Origin of the sequence: Croceibacterium soli, assembly GCF_009828065.1 — a bacterium.
GTDB classification, from domain to species: Bacteria; Pseudomonadota; Alphaproteobacteria; order Sphingomonadales; family Sphingomonadaceae; genus Croceibacterium_B; species Croceibacterium_B soli.
The window spans coordinates 340,193-356,727 of record NZ_WTYK01000002.1 but is presented as its reverse complement, the minus strand read 5'-3'; the positions used below and the strand labels follow the sequence as shown (position 1 = coordinate 356,727).

General features: G+C 67.5%; 14 protein-coding genes and 1 pseudogene. 2 read left to right on the top strand and 13 right to left on the bottom strand.

Annotated elements, in window-relative coordinates:
* Window positions 1–63: 63 nt before the first annotated feature.
* The 3 genes from GRI75_RS04850 to GRI75_RS04840 all read right to left on the bottom strand — a co-directional run bounded on the left by GRI75_RS04850 (window position 64) and on the right by GRI75_RS04840 (window position 4,285).
* Window positions 64–585 carry a DUF4142 domain-containing protein gene (locus GRI75_RS04850; RefSeq protein WP_160745823.1) on the bottom strand — a complete coding sequence of 174 codons (522 nt, stop codon included), beginning with the start codon at window positions 583–585 and terminating at the stop codon, window positions 64–66.
* Window position 586: 1 nt separating this feature from the next.
* Window positions 587–1,858, bottom strand: coding sequence for a ferritin family protein (locus GRI75_RS04845; RefSeq protein ID WP_160745822.1), 1,272 nt, complete (start codon window positions 1,856–1,858; stop codon window positions 587–589).
* 135 nt (window positions 1,859–1,993) lie between these two features.
* Window positions 1,994–4,285: an ATP-dependent helicase gene (locus GRI75_RS04840; RefSeq protein ID WP_328597937.1), complete on the bottom strand. Its 2,292-nt coding sequence runs from the start codon at window positions 4,283–4,285 to the stop codon at window positions 1,994–1,996.
* Between the two features lie 143 nt (window positions 4,286–4,428).
* Here GRI75_RS04840 and GRI75_RS14430 point away from each other — a divergent pair, with 143 nt between their 5' ends.
* On the top strand, window positions 4,429–5,103 hold the full coding sequence (locus GRI75_RS14430) for a hypothetical protein (RefSeq protein WP_202389596.1): 675 nt from the start codon (window positions 4,429–4,431) through the stop codon (window positions 5,101–5,103).
* Between the two features lie 472 nt (window positions 5,104–5,575).
* Here GRI75_RS14430 and rsmD read toward each other — a convergent pair whose 3' ends face one another.
* Window positions 5,576–6,121 carry a 16S rRNA (guanine(966)-N(2))-methyltransferase RsmD gene (rsmD, locus tag GRI75_RS04835; RefSeq protein ID WP_160745820.1) on the bottom strand — a complete coding sequence of 182 codons (546 nt, stop codon included), beginning with the start codon at window positions 6,119–6,121 and terminating at the stop codon, window positions 5,576–5,578.
* A gap of 158 nt (window positions 6,122–6,279) precedes the next feature.
* Window positions 6,280–7,029: pseudogene (locus GRI75_RS04830) on the bottom strand (pseudouridine synthase); the annotation flags it as partial.
* Between the two features lie 96 nt (window positions 7,030–7,125).
* Here GRI75_RS04830 and GRI75_RS04825 point away from each other — a divergent pair.
* Complete coding sequence (locus GRI75_RS04825) at window positions 7,126–8,838, top strand: AmpG family muropeptide MFS transporter (RefSeq protein WP_160745818.1); 1,713 nt, start codon at window positions 7,126–7,128, stop codon at window positions 8,836–8,838.
* A 1-nt stretch (window position 8,839) separates the two neighbouring features.
* Here the strand turns inward: GRI75_RS04825 and GRI75_RS04820 are convergent, their stop codons facing one another.
* From GRI75_RS04820 to purB, 8 genes are all read right to left on the bottom strand, one after another.
* Window positions 8,840–10,132, bottom strand: a complete 1,293-nt coding sequence (locus GRI75_RS04820) for a bifunctional folylpolyglutamate synthase/dihydrofolate synthase (protein WP_160745817.1) — start codon at window positions 10,130–10,132, stop codon at window positions 8,840–8,842.
* A gap of 147 nt (window positions 10,133–10,279) precedes the next feature.
* Window positions 10,280–11,128 (bottom strand): acetyl-CoA carboxylase, carboxyltransferase subunit beta, encoded by an 849-nt coding sequence (gene accD / locus GRI75_RS04815; RefSeq protein ID WP_160745816.1) that lies wholly within the window; start codon window positions 11,126–11,128, stop codon window positions 10,280–10,282.
* The gene (gene trpA / locus GRI75_RS04810) at window positions 11,125–11,919 is read right to left on the bottom strand and encodes a tryptophan synthase subunit alpha (RefSeq protein WP_160745815.1); all 795 of its coding nucleotides are present in this window, start codon (window positions 11,917–11,919) and stop codon (window positions 11,125–11,127) included. The genes accD and trpA overlap by 4 nt, the downstream gene beginning before the upstream one ends.
* Entirely contained in the window at window positions 11,916–13,130 is a 1,215-nt protein-coding gene (gene trpB / locus GRI75_RS04805) for a tryptophan synthase subunit beta (RefSeq protein WP_160745814.1), read from the bottom strand. Before trpB ends, trpA begins: the two co-directional genes overlap by 4 nt.
* On the bottom strand, window positions 13,127–13,762 hold the full coding sequence (locus GRI75_RS04800) for a phosphoribosylanthranilate isomerase (protein ID WP_160745813.1): 636 nt from the start codon (window positions 13,760–13,762) through the stop codon (window positions 13,127–13,129). Before GRI75_RS04800 ends, trpB begins: the two co-directional genes overlap by 4 nt.
* A 317-nt stretch (window positions 13,763–14,079) precedes the next feature.
* Window positions 14,080–14,754 (bottom strand): orotidine-5'-phosphate decarboxylase, encoded by a 675-nt coding sequence (gene pyrF, locus GRI75_RS04795; RefSeq protein ID WP_160745812.1) that lies wholly within the window; start codon window positions 14,752–14,754, stop codon window positions 14,080–14,082.
* Window positions 14,751–15,119, bottom strand: coding sequence for a hypothetical protein (locus tag GRI75_RS04790; RefSeq protein WP_160745811.1), 369 nt, complete (start codon window positions 15,117–15,119; stop codon window positions 14,751–14,753). The genes pyrF and GRI75_RS04790 overlap by 4 nt, the downstream gene beginning before the upstream one ends.
* 91 nt (window positions 15,120–15,210) lie before the next feature.
* The gene (gene purB, locus GRI75_RS04785; RefSeq protein ID WP_160745810.1) at window positions 15,211–16,521 is read right to left on the bottom strand and encodes an adenylosuccinate lyase; all 1,311 of its coding nucleotides are present in this window, start codon (window positions 16,519–16,521) and stop codon (window positions 15,211–15,213) included.
* Window positions 16,522–16,535 lie beyond the last annotated feature (14 nt).

The window sequence follows — 16,535 nt, the reverse complement described above, 5'->3', positions numbered from 1 at the left end:
GCTTGTCGAACCACGCGAGGCGCGCGCTGTCCGTTGCACAAGCGCCTTCACTGCTGCCTCGGGTCAAAGCTGCGCGCGCATTTGCTTGACCATGGCCAGGTGCCGCTCGACCACCGGGCGGGTGCCGGCGGCGTAGGAGCGCAGCTGCGGATTGCGCCCGTGCTCCTCGAAGCCGCGCATGAGGGTGACGGTCTCCTCGTGCGCCAGTACCTGCTGATCGAGGTACATCGTGTCGAAGCCGTCCTCCGGCGCTTCCTCGAGATGCTTGATCATCGTCTGCCGCCGTGTGTCGAGTTCGCGCGGCGGGGGCGCCACGCCCCGCGTCTCGTTCATCTCCAGCGCCGCCTGCAACTGGTGCTTGCTGGTGGTGTGATCGGCGATCATCTGGCGTGCCATCATGCGGATGTGATCGCTGCGCCCCTTGCGCAGAGCGATCCCGGCCGCGGCAATCTCGTACATGTCGCCCATGGCGGCGTTCTCCACGAAGCCGTCAGGCTCCGTCGTCATCGCCGCAGTCATCTTGCCCGCCATGCCGCCCAGCGCGTCGGTGGCTTTGTCCATGGTCTGCTTTAGTTCGCTCGTCATTTCACACCTCCTCCAGTTCGCGGGTGACGACCTGGTGATAGGGGTAGCTGTCGTGGTCGCCCTGTTCGCGCAGCGACTCGATCGGGTGCTCGCCTTGGGTCGCGAAGCGGTACTCCTGGCCGAAGTCCGCGCGGTGCCGGTTGATCACCATCTCGCTCGGCGCGCCGCCGGCGTTCACCACCTTCTGGTATTCGAAATACCTGTGGTCCGGCGGCAGTTGCGTGACCGGCATGAACTGCGCGTCCCAGGCGGTGAAATCGCCCGACCTGCGCAGCACGTCACGCACGTATTCCTTGTTGGTTTCGAACGTCATCGGTTCGGGCATGCCGGCGTCCGGCAGGAAGCTTTCGGCCTCGATGCCGTCGATGTCCCTGAGCATCTCGCAGGCGATCCGCAGGTGCTCGATCTCCATGTTGAGGTGCAGCTCCCACAGCGCCTTGATGCGGTTGTCGACCTCGGTCTGCATGCACGACCAGTAGAGCCAGCACTCGTTATATTCGTGGAGTACGAGATTGGTCAGCCACCCGAGCGTCGGGTCGAGGATCGATTCGTAGTGGCTGACGTGCTGCTCCTCGATCTGGGCGATCTCGAGGTAGAGGCCGCGGGCGAGGGGGTCTTCCGGAACGTTGCCGACGTTCATGTAGAAGTTCATCGTCTGCTGTTCGGCGGCGACGATGGTGATCGCGTTCATCACCGACTGCGTGTCGGCTGCGGTCAGGGTCATCGGGCGGCGCAGGTCGTCGTGCGGATCGCGGTGCTCGAAGATCGTCGGGCGGCCGGGGAGGATTTCCGTCAGGTCGCCGGTGATCTCTTCGGCCTTCATCCGGTCGCCCATCAGGTCCATCAGGTTGGCGTAGCGGTAGAGGTGATCGAAATCCTCGAGCAGCGCGAACTCGTAGACCCGCTTGAGGTAAGGATCGGGTTCCTGCCGGGCGAGCCAGCTCGTCAGGTCGACGGCAACCTGCTCATAGCCGATCGTCCGTTCGATCGTCGTCTCGTTACCGGGGATCAGCCAATTCACGGCTTTCTGCTGTTGCTGCTCGATCCGCCGCACCAGCGCCAGTTTCTGCTTCACGCCCACGTCGGCGGTGTGGCGGGCGAACTGGTGGGAGTTGATGATCGCTTCCACCTCGATCCCGTTCATGAAGATCGCGCGGCAGCGGGTGTAAGGGTGGACTGCGTTGGGGTCGTAGGGCGGTGTGTTCAGTTCGGACCAGTTGCGCAGTTGGCGTTCGAGCGGGATTCCCCGCTCGTTTAAAGGATTGAAGCTCACGTTTTCCTCCATTCCCGGGGGGGGGGTGGACTCCGGGAAGGGATGGCAGGGCAGAACGGTCCCGGCGCAGCGACGGAATGGGTAATATTACGGACGGCTCACGCGGCCCCTAGTAAAGGTCCCTAGACTGCTCTGTCATGCCGGAGTCACGAAGCTGTCGATCACTCGCTTGCGGCCGGCTTGCTCGAATTCGATCTCCAGCTTGTTGCCTTCCTGGCCCACGACTTCGCCATAGCCGAACTTGTCGTGGAACACCCGGTCGCCGATCGCGATGTCGGTGCGCGGCTTGGCGGCGAAGCTGGCGGCGCTGCGGCCCGGTTCGGCAAGGCGTTTCGGCGTCGCGTCGTATCCGGTGGCGACGGCACGCTGCCAGCCGGGGCCTCGGGTGACCGTGCGGCTCGGCTGCTGGCGGGCGACGCTGGCGAACGGATCGTCATGCTCCGACCAGTTGGCGCGCCACAGCGATGCCCCGCCGGTCATCGTGGTCTCCTGCTCGATGTGCTCTTCGGGCAGTTCGGCGATGAAGCGGGAGGGGATGGAGCTGGTCCACTGGCCATAGATGCGGCGGTTGCTGGCGTGCAGGATCGTGCAGCGCCGGCGGGCACGGGTAATCGCGACATAGGCCAGGCGGCGCTCCTCCTCCAAGCTGGCGAGGCCACCTTCGTCGAGGGAGCGCTGGCTGGGGAACACGCCTTCCTCCCAGCCGGGCAGGAACACGTTGTCGAACTCCAGGCCCTTGGCAGCGTGGATGGTCATGATGGTGACCTTCTCCTCGTTACCCGCCGCCTCGTTGTCCATGACGAGGCTGACATGCTCGAGGAAGTCGCCGAGCGTTTCGTACTCCTCCATTGCCCGGGCGAGCTCGGCGAGGTTCTCCTGCCGACCGGCGCTTTCGGCCGAACGCTCCGCCTGGAGCATGGCGTTGTAGCCGGTCTCCTCCAGCACGGTCCGTAGCAGCTCGGAGGGGGTGACCGTCTCGGCCATCTCCCGCCAGCGCAGGAAGCCGCGCATCATGCTGCCGATGGTTCCGCGCGCGCGGGCGGGCAGTTCGTCGCTGTCGGCCAACTCCAGCGCGGCGGCGGCGAGCGGCATCTCCCGCCGACGGGCGTGCTGGTGCATCTTCTCCAGCGTCTTGGCGCCGAGACCGCGCTTGGGCTGGTTGTAGATCCGCTCGAACGCCAGATCGTCGGCCGGCTGGGCGATCACCCGCAGATAGGCGAGGGCGTCGCGAATTTCCGCACGTTCGTAGAAACGGAAGCCGCCGATGATGCGGTAGCCGAGCCCGATCTGGATGAAGCGGTCCTCGAACTCGCGAGTCTGGTACTGCGCCCGCACCAGGATCGCGATGCCTTCCATCGAGGCGCCCTCGCGCTCCAGCCGCTCGATCTCCTCGCCGACGCGGCGTGCTTCCTCGGGACCGTCCCACACGCCGATCACGCGCACGCGGTCGCCGCCGCCTTGCTCGGTCCAAAGCGTCTTGCCGAGCCGCTCGCTGTTGGCGGCGATCAGGCCGGACGCTGCCGCCAGGATCGGCGGGGTGGAGCGGTAGTTCTGCTCCAGCCGGATTACCTTCGCGCCCGGGAAATCCTTCTCGAACCGCAAGATGTTGGCGACTTCCGCGCCGCGCCAGGAATAGATCGACTGGTCGTCGTCCCCCACCACGCAGATGTTCTTCCGCTCCTGCGCGATCAGGCGCAGCCACAGGTACTGCACGGCATTGGTGTCCTGGTACTCGTCCACCAGCACGTATTTGAAGCGCTGCTGGTACTGGCGCAGGATGTCGTGCTCGCGGCGGAAGATGTTGAGCACGTGGAGCAGCAGGTCGCCGAAGTCGCAGGCGTTGAGCGCCTTCAGCCGCTGCTGGTAGAGCCCGTACATCTGCTGGCCTTTGCCGTTGGCATAGGCCTCGTTCTCGACCGCATCGAGATCGTCTGGGTTGAGCCCGCGGTTCTTCCACCGGTCGATCAGCCCGGCGAGCTGGCGGGCCGGCCAGCGCTTCTCGTCCAGACCGTTTTCGGTGATGAGCTGCTTGAGCAGGCGGAGCTGATCGTCGGTGTCGATGATCGTGTAGTTGCTCTCGAGCCCCACCAGTTCGGCGTGCCGGCGGAGCATCTTGGCGCAAATCGAATGGAAGGTGCCGAGCCACGGCATTCCCTCCACCGCGTCGCCGATCAGCTGCCCCACGCGGTGGCGCATTTCGCGCGCCGCCTTGTTGGTGAAAGTGACGCACAGGATCTCGCTCGGCCAGGCGCGGCGCGAGCGGATCAGATGCGCCAGACGCGCCGTCAAAGCCGCGGTTTTCCCCGTGCCGGCGCCTGCCAGCATGAGCACGGGCCCTTCGGTTGTGAGCACTGCTTCCTTTTGCGGCGGGTTCAATCCGGCGAGCCATTCGGGAGCTTCGGACAGCGCGTCCGCGGGGGCAGGGATGGGGGTGTCGTTCACGGTGAACAGCTAGGGAACACGGCAGGTGGGTGCAAGCTTTGGATCGGCCCGGCGCCGGAACCCGGGCGCTTGCCGCGCCGTTGGGGCGGCAGAGCGAGGAAACCTTGGACGGGCCAAGGAGAGACAGCATGCGTAAGCTCTTATTGGCAGGCGCTGCGACGATCGGCATCATCGCCGCCCCTGCCGTCCTATCAGCGCAGGACGCCCCGGAACTTCAGACGTCCGCCAATGCCGCAGCGGATGTCGAACTCACTGCCGAACAGCGGGCGATGTATGATGCATGGCCCGACGACCGGCGGGCGACGTACGACGCTCTGGAGCAGGAGCACCAGACTTACTTCTGGACGCTCACGCCGAAGCAGCGCGATGCCTACTGGTTCCTGACACCGCAACAGCGCACGCAGATCATGGGCATGACGCCTGAAGCCCGCGCGAGTGCCTGGACCTCAATCGAGGCACAAATCGCGGCTCAGGCGAATGACAGCCAGACCAGCGTGGGCGCGAGCACCAGCGTCGATGCTTCGGCCTCTGCGCAGACGGCGAACCAGGCAAACGCCCGAGCCGTCCCGCCGCCGTCCAGCACCACCGTTGTGGATGAGGGTGACCCGGCAACACCGGCAACTGTCGTGCGCACCAATCCCGGCAATCTCACCCCGCCGCCGGCCTCCGCGCAGAACAAGACTTACCCGGTCTGCACCGCAAAGGTTCAGGACAACTGCCAGAACCCTGGCGAGGGCGGAGCTCCCGGCCGGTCGCGGGCTCTCCAGCACTGGCCCGGTGAGCCTGCCAGCGAGCGGGATTGACTGGTCACGTCGTCCCGGACTTGATCCGGGACCGCGGCCGTACGGTTCGACCCAGGCGGCCAGCGGTCCCGGCATGCGCCGGGACGACGCCATGGCCATCACCATTAGCCCTCTTCCGTCACCCTGAACTTGTTTCAGGGCCCATGGGGCAGCGAGGCGCGGAGCTTGCTGGGGGGGCAGGCGGCCCGACCCACGACCTGCGAGAGTGGCGGGATGGATGCTGAAACAAGTTCAGCATGACGAAAAGTGTGAGAGCGTGAGATATCGCGATATCCACCTCTCCGTCGTCCTAAATCACCCCCCCCCCCCCTCGTCACCCTGAACTTGTTTCAGGGCCCATGGGGCAGCGAGGCGCGGAACTTGCTGCGGGCAGGCGGTCCCCGCCCGTGCCCCTACTCACGACCCCGCGCGAGTGGCGGGATGGGTGCTGAAACAAGTTCAGCATGACGGGTAAGGGGGAGAATGGGCGGACTTAGCGGGGCAGGCGAAGCAGCGTAAGGCGTGCCGAGCCGACGGTGCGTTCGGCTTCGATCTCGAGGGCCTTGACCCTCGCGGGTTCGTCCTTCGCGGTTTCGAGGGCGATCCAGGTCGCCTCCCCGATCCAGCCGAGCCGCGTCAGCCGGTCCAGCGCCACTGCGCCTGCGCCGCTGCCGTATGGCGGGTCCAGCAGCAGCAGGTCGTACGGTGCTTTGGCTTGGGGGAGCGAGAGGACAGAACTCGCCTGAACCGAACCCCGCGTCTGAGCGCGCAAGGCGGCGATATTGGCCCGCAGCGCACGGATGGCGGCCGCATCCTGCTCCACGAACAGGCACGTCGCCGCGCCGCGCGAGAGGGCTTCCAGGCCGAGAGCGCCGGACCCGGCGAACAGGTCCGCCACAGCGAGCCCCTCGAAGTCACCGAGGCGGCTGGCAAGCATGTTGAACAGCGTTTCGCGCGTGCGGTCGGCGGTCGGCCGCGTAGCCTCGCCCGGCGGCGCCTTCAGCAGGCGCCGGCGCCATTCGCCGGCGATGATTCTCACTTCCGCGGTCCTCCCCGGGACGGGGAGGGGGACCGCCGGCGCCCAGAACTGGAGGACGGAGCGGCGGTGGTGGAGGGGGCCCGCCGCGGGCGCTGTGGTGGTCGTGGGCCCCCTCCGTCACCCGCTTCGCGGGCGCCACCTCCCCGTGCTGGGGAGGATTTCTTGAGGGTGCTTTGGAACCGCTCCAGCTCGTGCTTCTTCACTTCCTCGGCCGCGCCTTTCGGCAGATCGCCGAGCTCGAACGGGCCGTAGCTCGTGCGCAGCAGGCGGCTGACCTGAAGCCCGAGATGTTCGAGCACCCGGCGGACCTCGCGGTTCTTGCCTTCGGTGAGGGTCAGCTCGATCCACTGGTTGCGGCCGGTGCGGCGCTCCAGGTTGGCGTCGATCGGGCCGTAGCGGACGCCTTCTATGGTGATGCCGTCCATCAGGCTTTCGAGCTGCGCCTGGCTGACTTCGCCGAACGTGCGGGCGCGATATGTGCGCGGGACTTCGCTGGCGGGAAGCTCCATCGCGCGCTTGAGCTCGCCGTCGTTGGTCAGCAGCAGCAGGCCTTCGGTGTTGAGGTCCAGTCGGCCGACCGGCATCAGCCGCGGTGCGTCTTTCGGCAGGGCGTTAGCGAGGGCGTTGTAGATCGTCGGCCGGCCCTTCGGGTCGCGTTCGGCGGTGAGCAGGCCGGCGGGCTTGTGGAACCGATAGAGCCGCGTGCGCTCAGCGGAACCGACGGGATTTCCGTCGACCGTCACGCCCCGCAAGTTGGGCACGATCGTGGCCGAGGTCTGCAGCGTGGCGCCGTTCAGCGCGACCCGCCCCTCGGCGATCATCCGCTCGACTTCGCGCCGGCTGGCGACACCGGCCCGGGCCAGCAACTTGGCGATTCGCTCGCCTTCGGGTTTTTCGCCTTGGACCATTGCCGCGCCCTAGCTGTTGATCGCCCGTTCATCCACCCTTCCAATGATGGGCGATGCCGCTAGTTCTTGCGGTTCGAATATTTTGAGGAGCGCCGCATGGCGGAAGCCGTAGCCACGAAGAAGCCCGGATGGCGCATCCTGCTGCGCGCGCTGCGCAACCGCAAGACCGGGTTCATGGCGCTGTTCGGCTTCGCTTCTGGCCTGCCGTTCGCGCTGTTCCTCGGCACGCTCTACGCCTGGCTAACCGAGGCTGAGGTAGACCTAGAGACGATGGGCGTCTTCTCGCTGATCGGCCTCGCGTACTCGTTCCAGTTCCTCTGGTCGCCGCTGCTCAACAGGTTCGACATTCCGGTCATGCGGCGGCTGGGCAAGCGCAAGCAGTGGATCGTGCTGGCGCAAGTCGTGCTCGGGATCATTCTCGTGAGCCTGTCGGCGCTCGACCCCAAGACCTCGCTCGGCTGGTTCTCCCTGCTCGCGGGTATCGGCGCCTTCGCCAGCGCGACGCAGGACATCGTGATCAACGCCTGGCGCATCGACGTCGCCGACGACGAGGCGACGATCGATATCCTGTCGACGGTCTACCAGATGGGCTTCCGTCTTTCGTCGCTGGTCGGCGGCGCCCTCGGGCTGATCGTCGCGGCGCGGATCGGCTGGCCGCAGACTTACATGATGATGGGCGCGATCCTGCTGGCGATCGGTATCGTCGGGCTGTTCGCGCCCGACGCGGAAGCCAAGCGGGCATTGGGCGCCAGCGCCGAGGAACTGGCCGAACTGCGCCAGCCCGGCCAGCTGCGCCCGAACGTCCGCAACTGGGGGCTCCTGGCCGTCGGCCTGCTGTGGGCCTGGGCGCTCGGCGTCGTGATAGTGTTCATGGTCCGCTCGATGACCGCCGAGCCCGACGCCCGGCCCGATCCGACCGTCTTCACCGCCACTTACGGGCCGCTGATCGTCATCGCCACGATCGTGCTGCCGGCCCTCATCGCCGGCTGGCTCGCCAAGCTGCAGCGCGACGGCAGGCATGTCGTCACAGCGGAGGAGGCGGGTTCGCTGCGCTCCAGCGCGATGGCCGATCATCTCTACCGTGCGCTCGTGCTGCCGCTGACCGAGTTCGTCGGGCGCATCGGTTGGGCGCTCGTGCTGATCCTGGCGCTGGTGCTGACCTACCGGATCACGGACTCGATCTGGGGCACGTTCGCCTATCCGTTCTACCTGGGTGAGCTCGGCTACACCAATGACGAGGTTGCGGTCGCCTCGAAGTTCTTCGGGATCGGTGCCATGGTGCTCGGGCTGGCGTTCGGCGGCTGGCTGCTGACGGTGCTCGGCCGAATGGCGACGCTGACGCTCGGCGCGGCGCTCGCGGCGGCGACGAACCTGCTCTACGCGGACCTCGCGGCGGGCGGCGCGGTGATGTCGACCGTCAGCAACGCCATCGGCTTCACCTGGGCGATCGAGAACCTCGGCGGCACGGAGAAGCTTGCCCGGCTAATGGTGACGATCGGGGCGGAGAACTTCTCCACCGGGATCGCCGGCGCGGCCTATATCGCCTGGCTCTCCTCGATCGTGGCGAAAGGCCACAGCGCGGTGCAGTATGCGCTGCTCTCATCCCTGACGCTGCTCGTCGGCACGCTCGGGCGCGGTGCGCTCGGGCAGATGATCGAGGAGCAGGGCTATTACAACATGTTCCTGTTCGTCACGCTGATCGGCCTCGTGGCCGTGGTGCTGTGCGTGTTCGAATGGATCCGCGAGCGCCGCTACGGCCGTGCCGCCGGCGTCGTCGCACCCGATCGGGCAATCGTACCGGCGGAGTAGCCTAGTCGGGGATCTCGTCGTTCGCGGCGAGGACCTTGCCTGCCAGGTACAGCGATCCGGCGATCAGCACCGGCAGCCCGTCGTCCGGCAGTCCGCGTAGCGCGTCCGCCGCATCGCTGGCCCAGCGTGCGCCGGGGAAGGCTTCCGCGCCGTGGCTCTCGCTGCCCTGGATCGGCACCGCGGTCACGCTGGCGAGTTGTCCTTCGAGCGGATCGATGATCGCTTGCGGATAACGGTTGGCGAGCATCCCGATCACCAGGTGCAGGCGCTGCCCGGCAAAGTGGCGGCCGATGGCGAGCCCCGCGTCGGCGTTGTGCCCGCCGTCGAGCCACACCTCGCGGGCGGGCGCTAGCTCTGTCAGCGGGCCCTGCGCCAGCAGTTGCAGACGCGCCGGCCAGCGTGCCGAGCGGATGCCCTCGGCCATTGCAGCCTCTGAGACGTTCACCCGGTCCTGGTGGCGCAGCATGGCCACGGCCAGCGCGGCGTTGTCGCCCTGATGCCGGCCGGGAAGCTGCGGCAGGGGCAGGGTGATCGCGCCATGACGGTCGCGGTATTCGATGGCCTCGTTCACCTCGGCCCACCAGTCGCGCCCGCGCATGTGCAGCGGTGCGCCCGCGAGGCTGGCACGCAGCGCGATCTCGGCCTCGAGCTCCTCGGGATAAGTCTGGGTCACCAGCGGCGCGCCGGGACGGGCGATGCCCGCCTTCTCGAACGCGATGCGCACCATCGGCTCCTCGGGAGCGCCTTCCTCCGGCACCAGCAGGAACGCCTCGTGGTCGATGCCGAGCGTGGCGATCCCGCATGCCGCCGGGCGCTCCATCACATTGGTCGCGTCGAACCGCCCGCCGAGCCCGACCTCGATGATGCAGGCGTCCGCCGGGTGGCGCGCGAAGGCGAGGAACGTGGCGGCGGTGGTCACCTCGAAGAAGCTCGGGCCGAGCTCCTCGCCGAGATCGAGCACTTCCTTCAGCAGCGCGGCCAGCTCGTGGTCCGAGATCAGCTTGCCGCCGATGCGGATCCGCTCGTTGTAGCGCACGAGGTGCGGCTTGATCGCCGCGTGGACCGTCAGCCCTTCCGCTTCCATGATCGCGCGCAGATAGGCGCAAGTCGAACCCTTACCGTTGGTGCCGGCGACGTGGAACACCGGCGGCAGGTGCTTCTGCGGATCGCCCACGCGGGCGAGCAGCTCGCGGATCGTATCCAGCCCGAGCCGCCCCTGCGGCAGCGACAGCGCCGCCAGCCGGTCGAGCTGCGCCTGAACCGCCGGGTCCTCGGAAGCTGCGAAGTCTTTCACTTCAAATCCTCCCCGGGACGGGGAGGGGGACCGTCCGCAGGACGGTGGAGGGGGCGCGCCGCAAGCGCTGCGCTGGAAGTGAGCCCCCTCCGTCAGCCGCCTTCGGCGTCTGCCACCTCCCCGTCGCGGGGAGGATCTTACCGTAGCTCACGCAGCCTCCGCCGGGCTCATGTAGTGGAGCAGCTTGGCCAGTGTCGAGCGGATCTCTGCGCGCGGGACGACCATGTCGACCATGCCGTGCTCGTGCAGGTATTCGGCGCGCTGGAAGCCTTCCGGCAGCTTCTCGCGAATCGTTTCCTGGATCACCCGCTGGCCGGCGAAGCCGATCAGCGCGCCCGGCTCGGCGATGTGCACGTCACCAAGCATCGCGTAGCTGGCGGTGACGCCGCCGGTGGTCGGGTCGGCCAGAACGACGATGTAAGGGAGCCCGGCTTCCTTCAGGCGGCGCGTCATGACGGTCGCCTTGGGCATCTGCATCAGGCTGAGAATGCCCTCCTGCATGCGCGCGCCGCCGGCCGCCGTCACGACGACATAGCCGCACTTGTCCTCCAGCGCCCGCTCCGCCCCGGCGACGAACGCCGCGCCGACCGCCAGGCCCATCGATCCGCCCATGAAGGTGAAGTCCTGCACGCCGACGACGGCTTTCTGGCCCTCGATCGTGCCTGCGGCCACCGTGAACGCGTCAGGGTGAGCGTTGTTGGCGCGCGCCTGCTTGAGGCGGTCGGCATAGCGCTTCGAATCGCGGAACTTGAGCGGATCCTCGCGCACTTCCGGCGCCGGCAGCAGCGCGTAGCCGGGGTCGAGGATCTGGCCGAGCCGCGTGTCGGCGCCGATCCGGCCGTGGTGCTCGCAGCGCGGGCAGACGTAGAGATTGGCCTCGTACTCGCGGGTGAACAGCATCTCGCTGCAGCCGGGGCACTTGACCCAGAGATTGTCGGGCGTCTCGCGCTTCTCGAGGAACGGAAGCGAATTGCGGACGCGGGTGAGCCAGCTCATGCGGGTTCCTTTCGCGCGGAATGGATGCCGTCGGCGAGCGATGCGGTCAGCGCGCGCAGATGCTCCGGCGCGTCGGCGCCGTACTTGCCGACGAGTTCGACCAGAGCGGAACCGACCACGACGCCATCGGCGACGCGGGCGATGGCCTGGGCCTGCTCAGGCGTGCGCACGCCGAAGCCGACGGCGACCGGCAGCGTGGTGTGCGCCTTCAGCCGGGCGACCGCCTGCTCGATCGAGCCGAGCGCGGCCTGCTGCTTGCCGGTGATCCCGGCGACGGAGACGTAGTAGAGGAACCCGCCGGCGCCATCGAGCACGGCCGGCAGCCGCGTATCGTCGGTCGTCGGCGTGGCGAGGCGGATCATGGCGACACCCTTAGCGCGAAGGGCAGGTCCGAGGTCTTGGTCCTCCTCCGGCCCCAGATCGACGCAGATCACCCCGTCAACGCCGTTGGCAGCGGCCTGCTCGGCAAACCATTCCGGCCCACGGCGGACCATAGGGTTGGCATAGCCCATCAGCACCAGCGGCACGTCCGCGTGGCGCGCGCGGAACTCGCGGGCGATCGCCAGCACGTCTGCAGTCGTCGTGCCCTTGCCGAGGCTGCGCAGGTTTGCCGCCTGAATGCCGGGACCGTCGGCCATCGGGTCGGTAAACGGCATGCCCAGCTCGATCACGTCGGCGCCGCCTTCGACCAGCGCGTCGAGATTGGCCGCCGTGTCGCCGTCACCCGCGGTGATGAAGCAGACGAGCGCGGGACGGCCTTTGGTGAAGGCCCTGCTCAGCCGGTCGCTCACAGCTTGGCCCCGAGATGCTCGGCCACGGTGAAGATGTCCTTGTCGCCCCGGCCGGAGACGTTGACGAGGATGCGCTGCTCCTTGCCGTAATCGCGGGCGATCTTCGGCAGCGCGGCGAGGGCGTGAGCGCTTTCGAGCGCTGGTATGATCCCCTCGAGCCTGCAGCAGAGCTGGAACGCTTCGAGCGCCTCGTCATCGGTGATCGGCATGTACTTCACCCGGCCGCTCTCGTGCAGCCAGGAATGCTCCGGCCCGATGCCGGGATAGTCGAGGCCCGCGCTGATCGAGTGCGCTTCGGTGATCTGACCGTCCTCGTCCTGCAGCAGGTAAGTCTTGTTGCCATGCAGGATGCCGGGGAAACCGCCGGTAAGGCTGGCCGCGTGCTGGCCGCTCTCGATTCCGTGGCCGGCCGCTTCGACGCCGATCATCGCCACGTCCGGATCGTCGAGGAACGGGTGGAACAGCCCGATCGCGTTCGATCCGCCGCCCACTGCGGCGACCAGCAGGTCGGGCAGGGCGCCGGTGCGCTTCAGCATCTGCGCGCGCGCTTCGGTGCCGATCACGCTCTGAAAGTCGCGCACCAGCTCCGGATATGGATGCGGGCCGGCGGCGGTGCCGATGATGTAGAAGGTGTCGTGGACGTTGGCGACCCAGTCGCGCAGCGCCTCGTTCATCGCGTCCTTGAGCGTCCTGGCGCCGCTCTCGACCGGGATCACCTCGGCGCCGAGCAGCTTCATGCGGAACACGTTCGGCTGCTGCCGGGCGACGTCGGTCGCGCCCATGTAGATCACGCAAGGCAGGCCGAAGCGCGCGCAGACGGTGGCCGTGGCGACGCCGTGCTGGCCGGCGCCGGTCTCGGCGATGATCCGCGTCTTGCCCATGCGGAGGGCGAGCAGGATCTGGCCGATGCAGTTGTTGATCTTGTGCGCGCCGGTGTGGTTCAGCTCCTCACGCTTGAACCAGATCTCCGCGCCGCCCAATTCCTCGGTCAGCCGCTCGGCGAAGTAGAGCGGGCTGGGGCGGCCGACATAGTGCTCCAGCAAGTCATCGAACTGCGCCTTGAACGCCGGATCGGCCTTGGCGGCGCGGTATTCCCTCTCCAGCTCCAGGACCAGCGGCATCAGCGTTTCGGCGACATAGCGGCCGCCGAACTGGCCGAAATGCCCGCGCTCGTCAGGCTGGTTGCGATAGGAATTGGGCTGCTTGGTCATAATCCGCGGGCCGCTTTGCAGAAGGCGGCGATCAAGTCCACATCCTTGACGCCAGGGGCGCTCTCGACGCCTGAAGAGGTATCGACCAGTGGCGCGCCGGTCGTGCGGATCGCCTCGGCCACGTTGCCGGGCGTCAGCCCCCCGGCAAGGCCCCAGGGCATCTCGTGGCGGAAAGCCGACAGGAGCGACCAGTCGAGCGCCAGGCCATTGCCGCCGGGCAGGGCGCCGGCCGCGGCGTCATAGATCAGCCGGTCCGCCGCGCCCTTGAAGCGCTGGGCCTTGGTCAGAGAGTCGGCGCTCTTCACTCCGATCGCTTTCCAGATCTCAAGCGGCGTATGCTGCTTCAGCAGGGCGAGCCATTCCGGCGTCTCCCGGCCGTGGAACTGCACGACGTCGGGGCGCACCGCATCGAGCGCCAGGGCAGTAGGCTGCGCCTCCATGCTCACCAGCAGCAGCACGACCTTGGTCCTCGGCGGTACCCGCTGGCGCAGGGCGGCGGCCTGCTCCAGCGACACGTGGCGCGGGCTCGGCTCGTAATGGACCAGCCCGATATGCGTCGCCCCTGCATCGACTGCCGCATCGACGGTTTCGGGCGTCGAAAGCCCGCAGATCTTGATCTCTACGTTCGCCATGAGGCGCATCTAGCGTCATTTGCGCGGGAGTCGAGTTCGCCGCGTGTGAATGCCTCATCATGGCCGCCTTCGCGGGCATAACGAGGAGGTCGGTAACGACCGAGAGACCAGACTGTTGAAAGAAGGCGCTCGCAGAGGCGCAGAGCGCTCCCCCTCCTTTGTCACTCCCGCGAAAGCGGGAACCTATGGTCCTATTCGTCCCTGAACTCCCGCGTTCGTGGGGACGACGAGCTGAGAGGAACGTCCTCCGCGCCTCTGCGCCTCTGCGCGCGCAAAAAAGCCTTTCGCGAGGAGCGCGAAGGAGGCAGTTGCTCACCTCACAGCGTAGCTTCGATGGCCCGGGCGGCGGTGGCCGGTTCTTCGGCGCGGCTGATCGGGCGGCCGATGACCAGGACGCTGGCGCCGTCATCGCGGGCCTGGCGCGGGGTGACGACGCGCTTCTGATCGCCGACCGCGCTGCCGGCGGGGCGCAGGCCGGGGACGACGAAGAAGCCGTCCTTCCACTGGCGGCGGACTGCGCCGACTTCCTCGCCCGAGCAGACGATCCCGTCGAGCCCGGCGGCATGGGCCAGGTCGGCCAGCCGCATGACTTGGTCGTGCGCGCTGCCGGCCACGCCGGTCCGTTCGAGATCGCGCTCGTCCAGGCTGGTGAGCATCGTCACGGCGACCACTTTTGTGCCGCTACCGGCAGCGGCCTTGGCGTCTTCCATCATGGCGCGCCCGCCGCAGGCATGGACGGTAACGATCGCCGGTTCGAGCACGTGGATCGCCTGCATCGCGCCGGCGACGGTATTGGGGATGTCATGCAGCTTGAGGTCGAGAAAGATCGGCAGGCCGAGATGGGCGATCTCGTGCACGCCGTGATGGCCGTGCGCGCAGAAGAATTCGAGGCCGAGCTTGAACCCGCCGACGTGCGCCTTGACCTTCTCGGCCAGCGCTTTCGCCGCGTCGAGCTGCGGAAGATCGAGTGCCAGGTATACGGGATTGCTCAACGGTCGTCCGCCTGCAGAGGGTTCGGCCGCTCGGACGCGTGGTCCGGCCTGTGCTCGCGGGCGAGCGTGCGGTCGGTCCCGTGCTCCTCGACGGGAGCGGGCGGTGCAACCGGGGTCACCGCGGCGCTGCGCGCTGCGGTTTCGAGCGAGGCGATCCGGCGGCTCATGTAGAACCGGTTCGCCCGATGGAGCATCCACATCGGCACCAGGCCGATCAGGAAGGAGATCACCACAAGCGCGGGGATCTTTGTTTCGAGCACCAGCCCTTCCCAGATCTTCACTTCCACCGGCTTCCAGTTGAACGCGGAAAACACCAGCAGCGCCACCAGGAGCAGCACCCAGACGATCGTTCGAACGATTTGCATCGCGCCTATTCTCCTATCCCGCCGTGCGAGGATGCTAGGGCCGTTGGTGCTGGAAGGAAAGAGGACGCCGGTTCCCCAAGGGGTTACGCCCTCAGCCGAACACGCGTTCGAAGATGCGGTCCACCTGCCTGAAATGGTACTCCAGGTCGAACCGCTCCTCGAGCTCCGCGTCGGACAGCGCCGCGTTCACTTCGGGATCGGCCTTGAGCAGCTCGAGCAGGGACAGCGCGCCGTCGGACTCCCACACTTTCATCGCGTTGCGCTGGACCAGCCGGTAGGCGTCCTCGCGGCTGACGCCCGCCTGGGTGAGCGCCAGCAGCACGCGCTGCGAGTGGACTAGGCCGCCCATCCGATCGAGGTTCTTCTGCATCCGCTCGGGATAGACGAGCAGCTTGTCGACGACGCTGGTCAGGCGGGCGAGCGCGAAGTCGAGCGTGATGCACGCGTCCGGCCCGATGAACCGCTCGACGGAGGAGTGGGAGATGTCCCGCTCGTGCCACAGCGCGACGTTTTCCATCGCCGGAACCGCGGCGCCGCGTACCACGCGAGCGAGGCCGGTGAGGTTCTCGGTCAGAATCGGGTTGCGCTTGTGCGGCATGGCGCTGGAGCCCTTCTGGCCGGGCGAGAAGTACTCTTCCGCCTCCAGCACTTCGGTCCGCTGCAGGTGGCGCACTTCGATCGCCAGACGCTCGATCGAGCTGGCGATGACGCCCAGCACGGCGAAGAACATCGCATGGCGGTCGCGCGGGATCACCTGGGTGGAGATCGTCTCCGGCTGCAGGCCGAGGCGCTCGGCGACATGCTCCTCCACCGCCGGATCGATGTTGGCGAAGGTGCCGACCGCGCCGCTGATCGCACAAGTGGCGATCTCCTCGCGCGCGGCGACGAGGCGCTTGCGGCAGCGGGCGAACTCGGCATGGGCCTGCGCCAGCTTGAGGCCGAAGGTCACCGGTTCGGCATGGATGCCGTGGCTGCGGCCGATGGTCGGCGTGTACTTGTGCTCTTCCGCCCGGCGCTGCAGCGCGGTGAGGAGCTGGTCGAGATCCTCGATCAGGAGATCCGCGGAGCGGGCGAGTTGCACAGCCAGGGTGGTGTCGAGCACGTCGGAGCTGGTCATGCCCTGGTGCATGAAGCGGGCCTGTTCGCCCACGTTCTCCGCCACCCAGGTGAGGAAGGCGATCACGTCGTGCTTGGTCACGGCCTCGATGGCGTCGATCGCCTCGACATCGATCTTCGGATCGGTCTTCCACCAGTCCCACAGCGCCTTGGCCGCGCTTTCCGGCACCACGCCCAGTTCGCCGAGCTTCTCGGTCGCATGGGCCTCGATCTCGAACCAGATGCGATACTTCGCCTCGGGCTCCCAGATCGCGGTCATGGCAGGGCGGGAATAACGGGGGACCATCGGTAGCTCCGGGT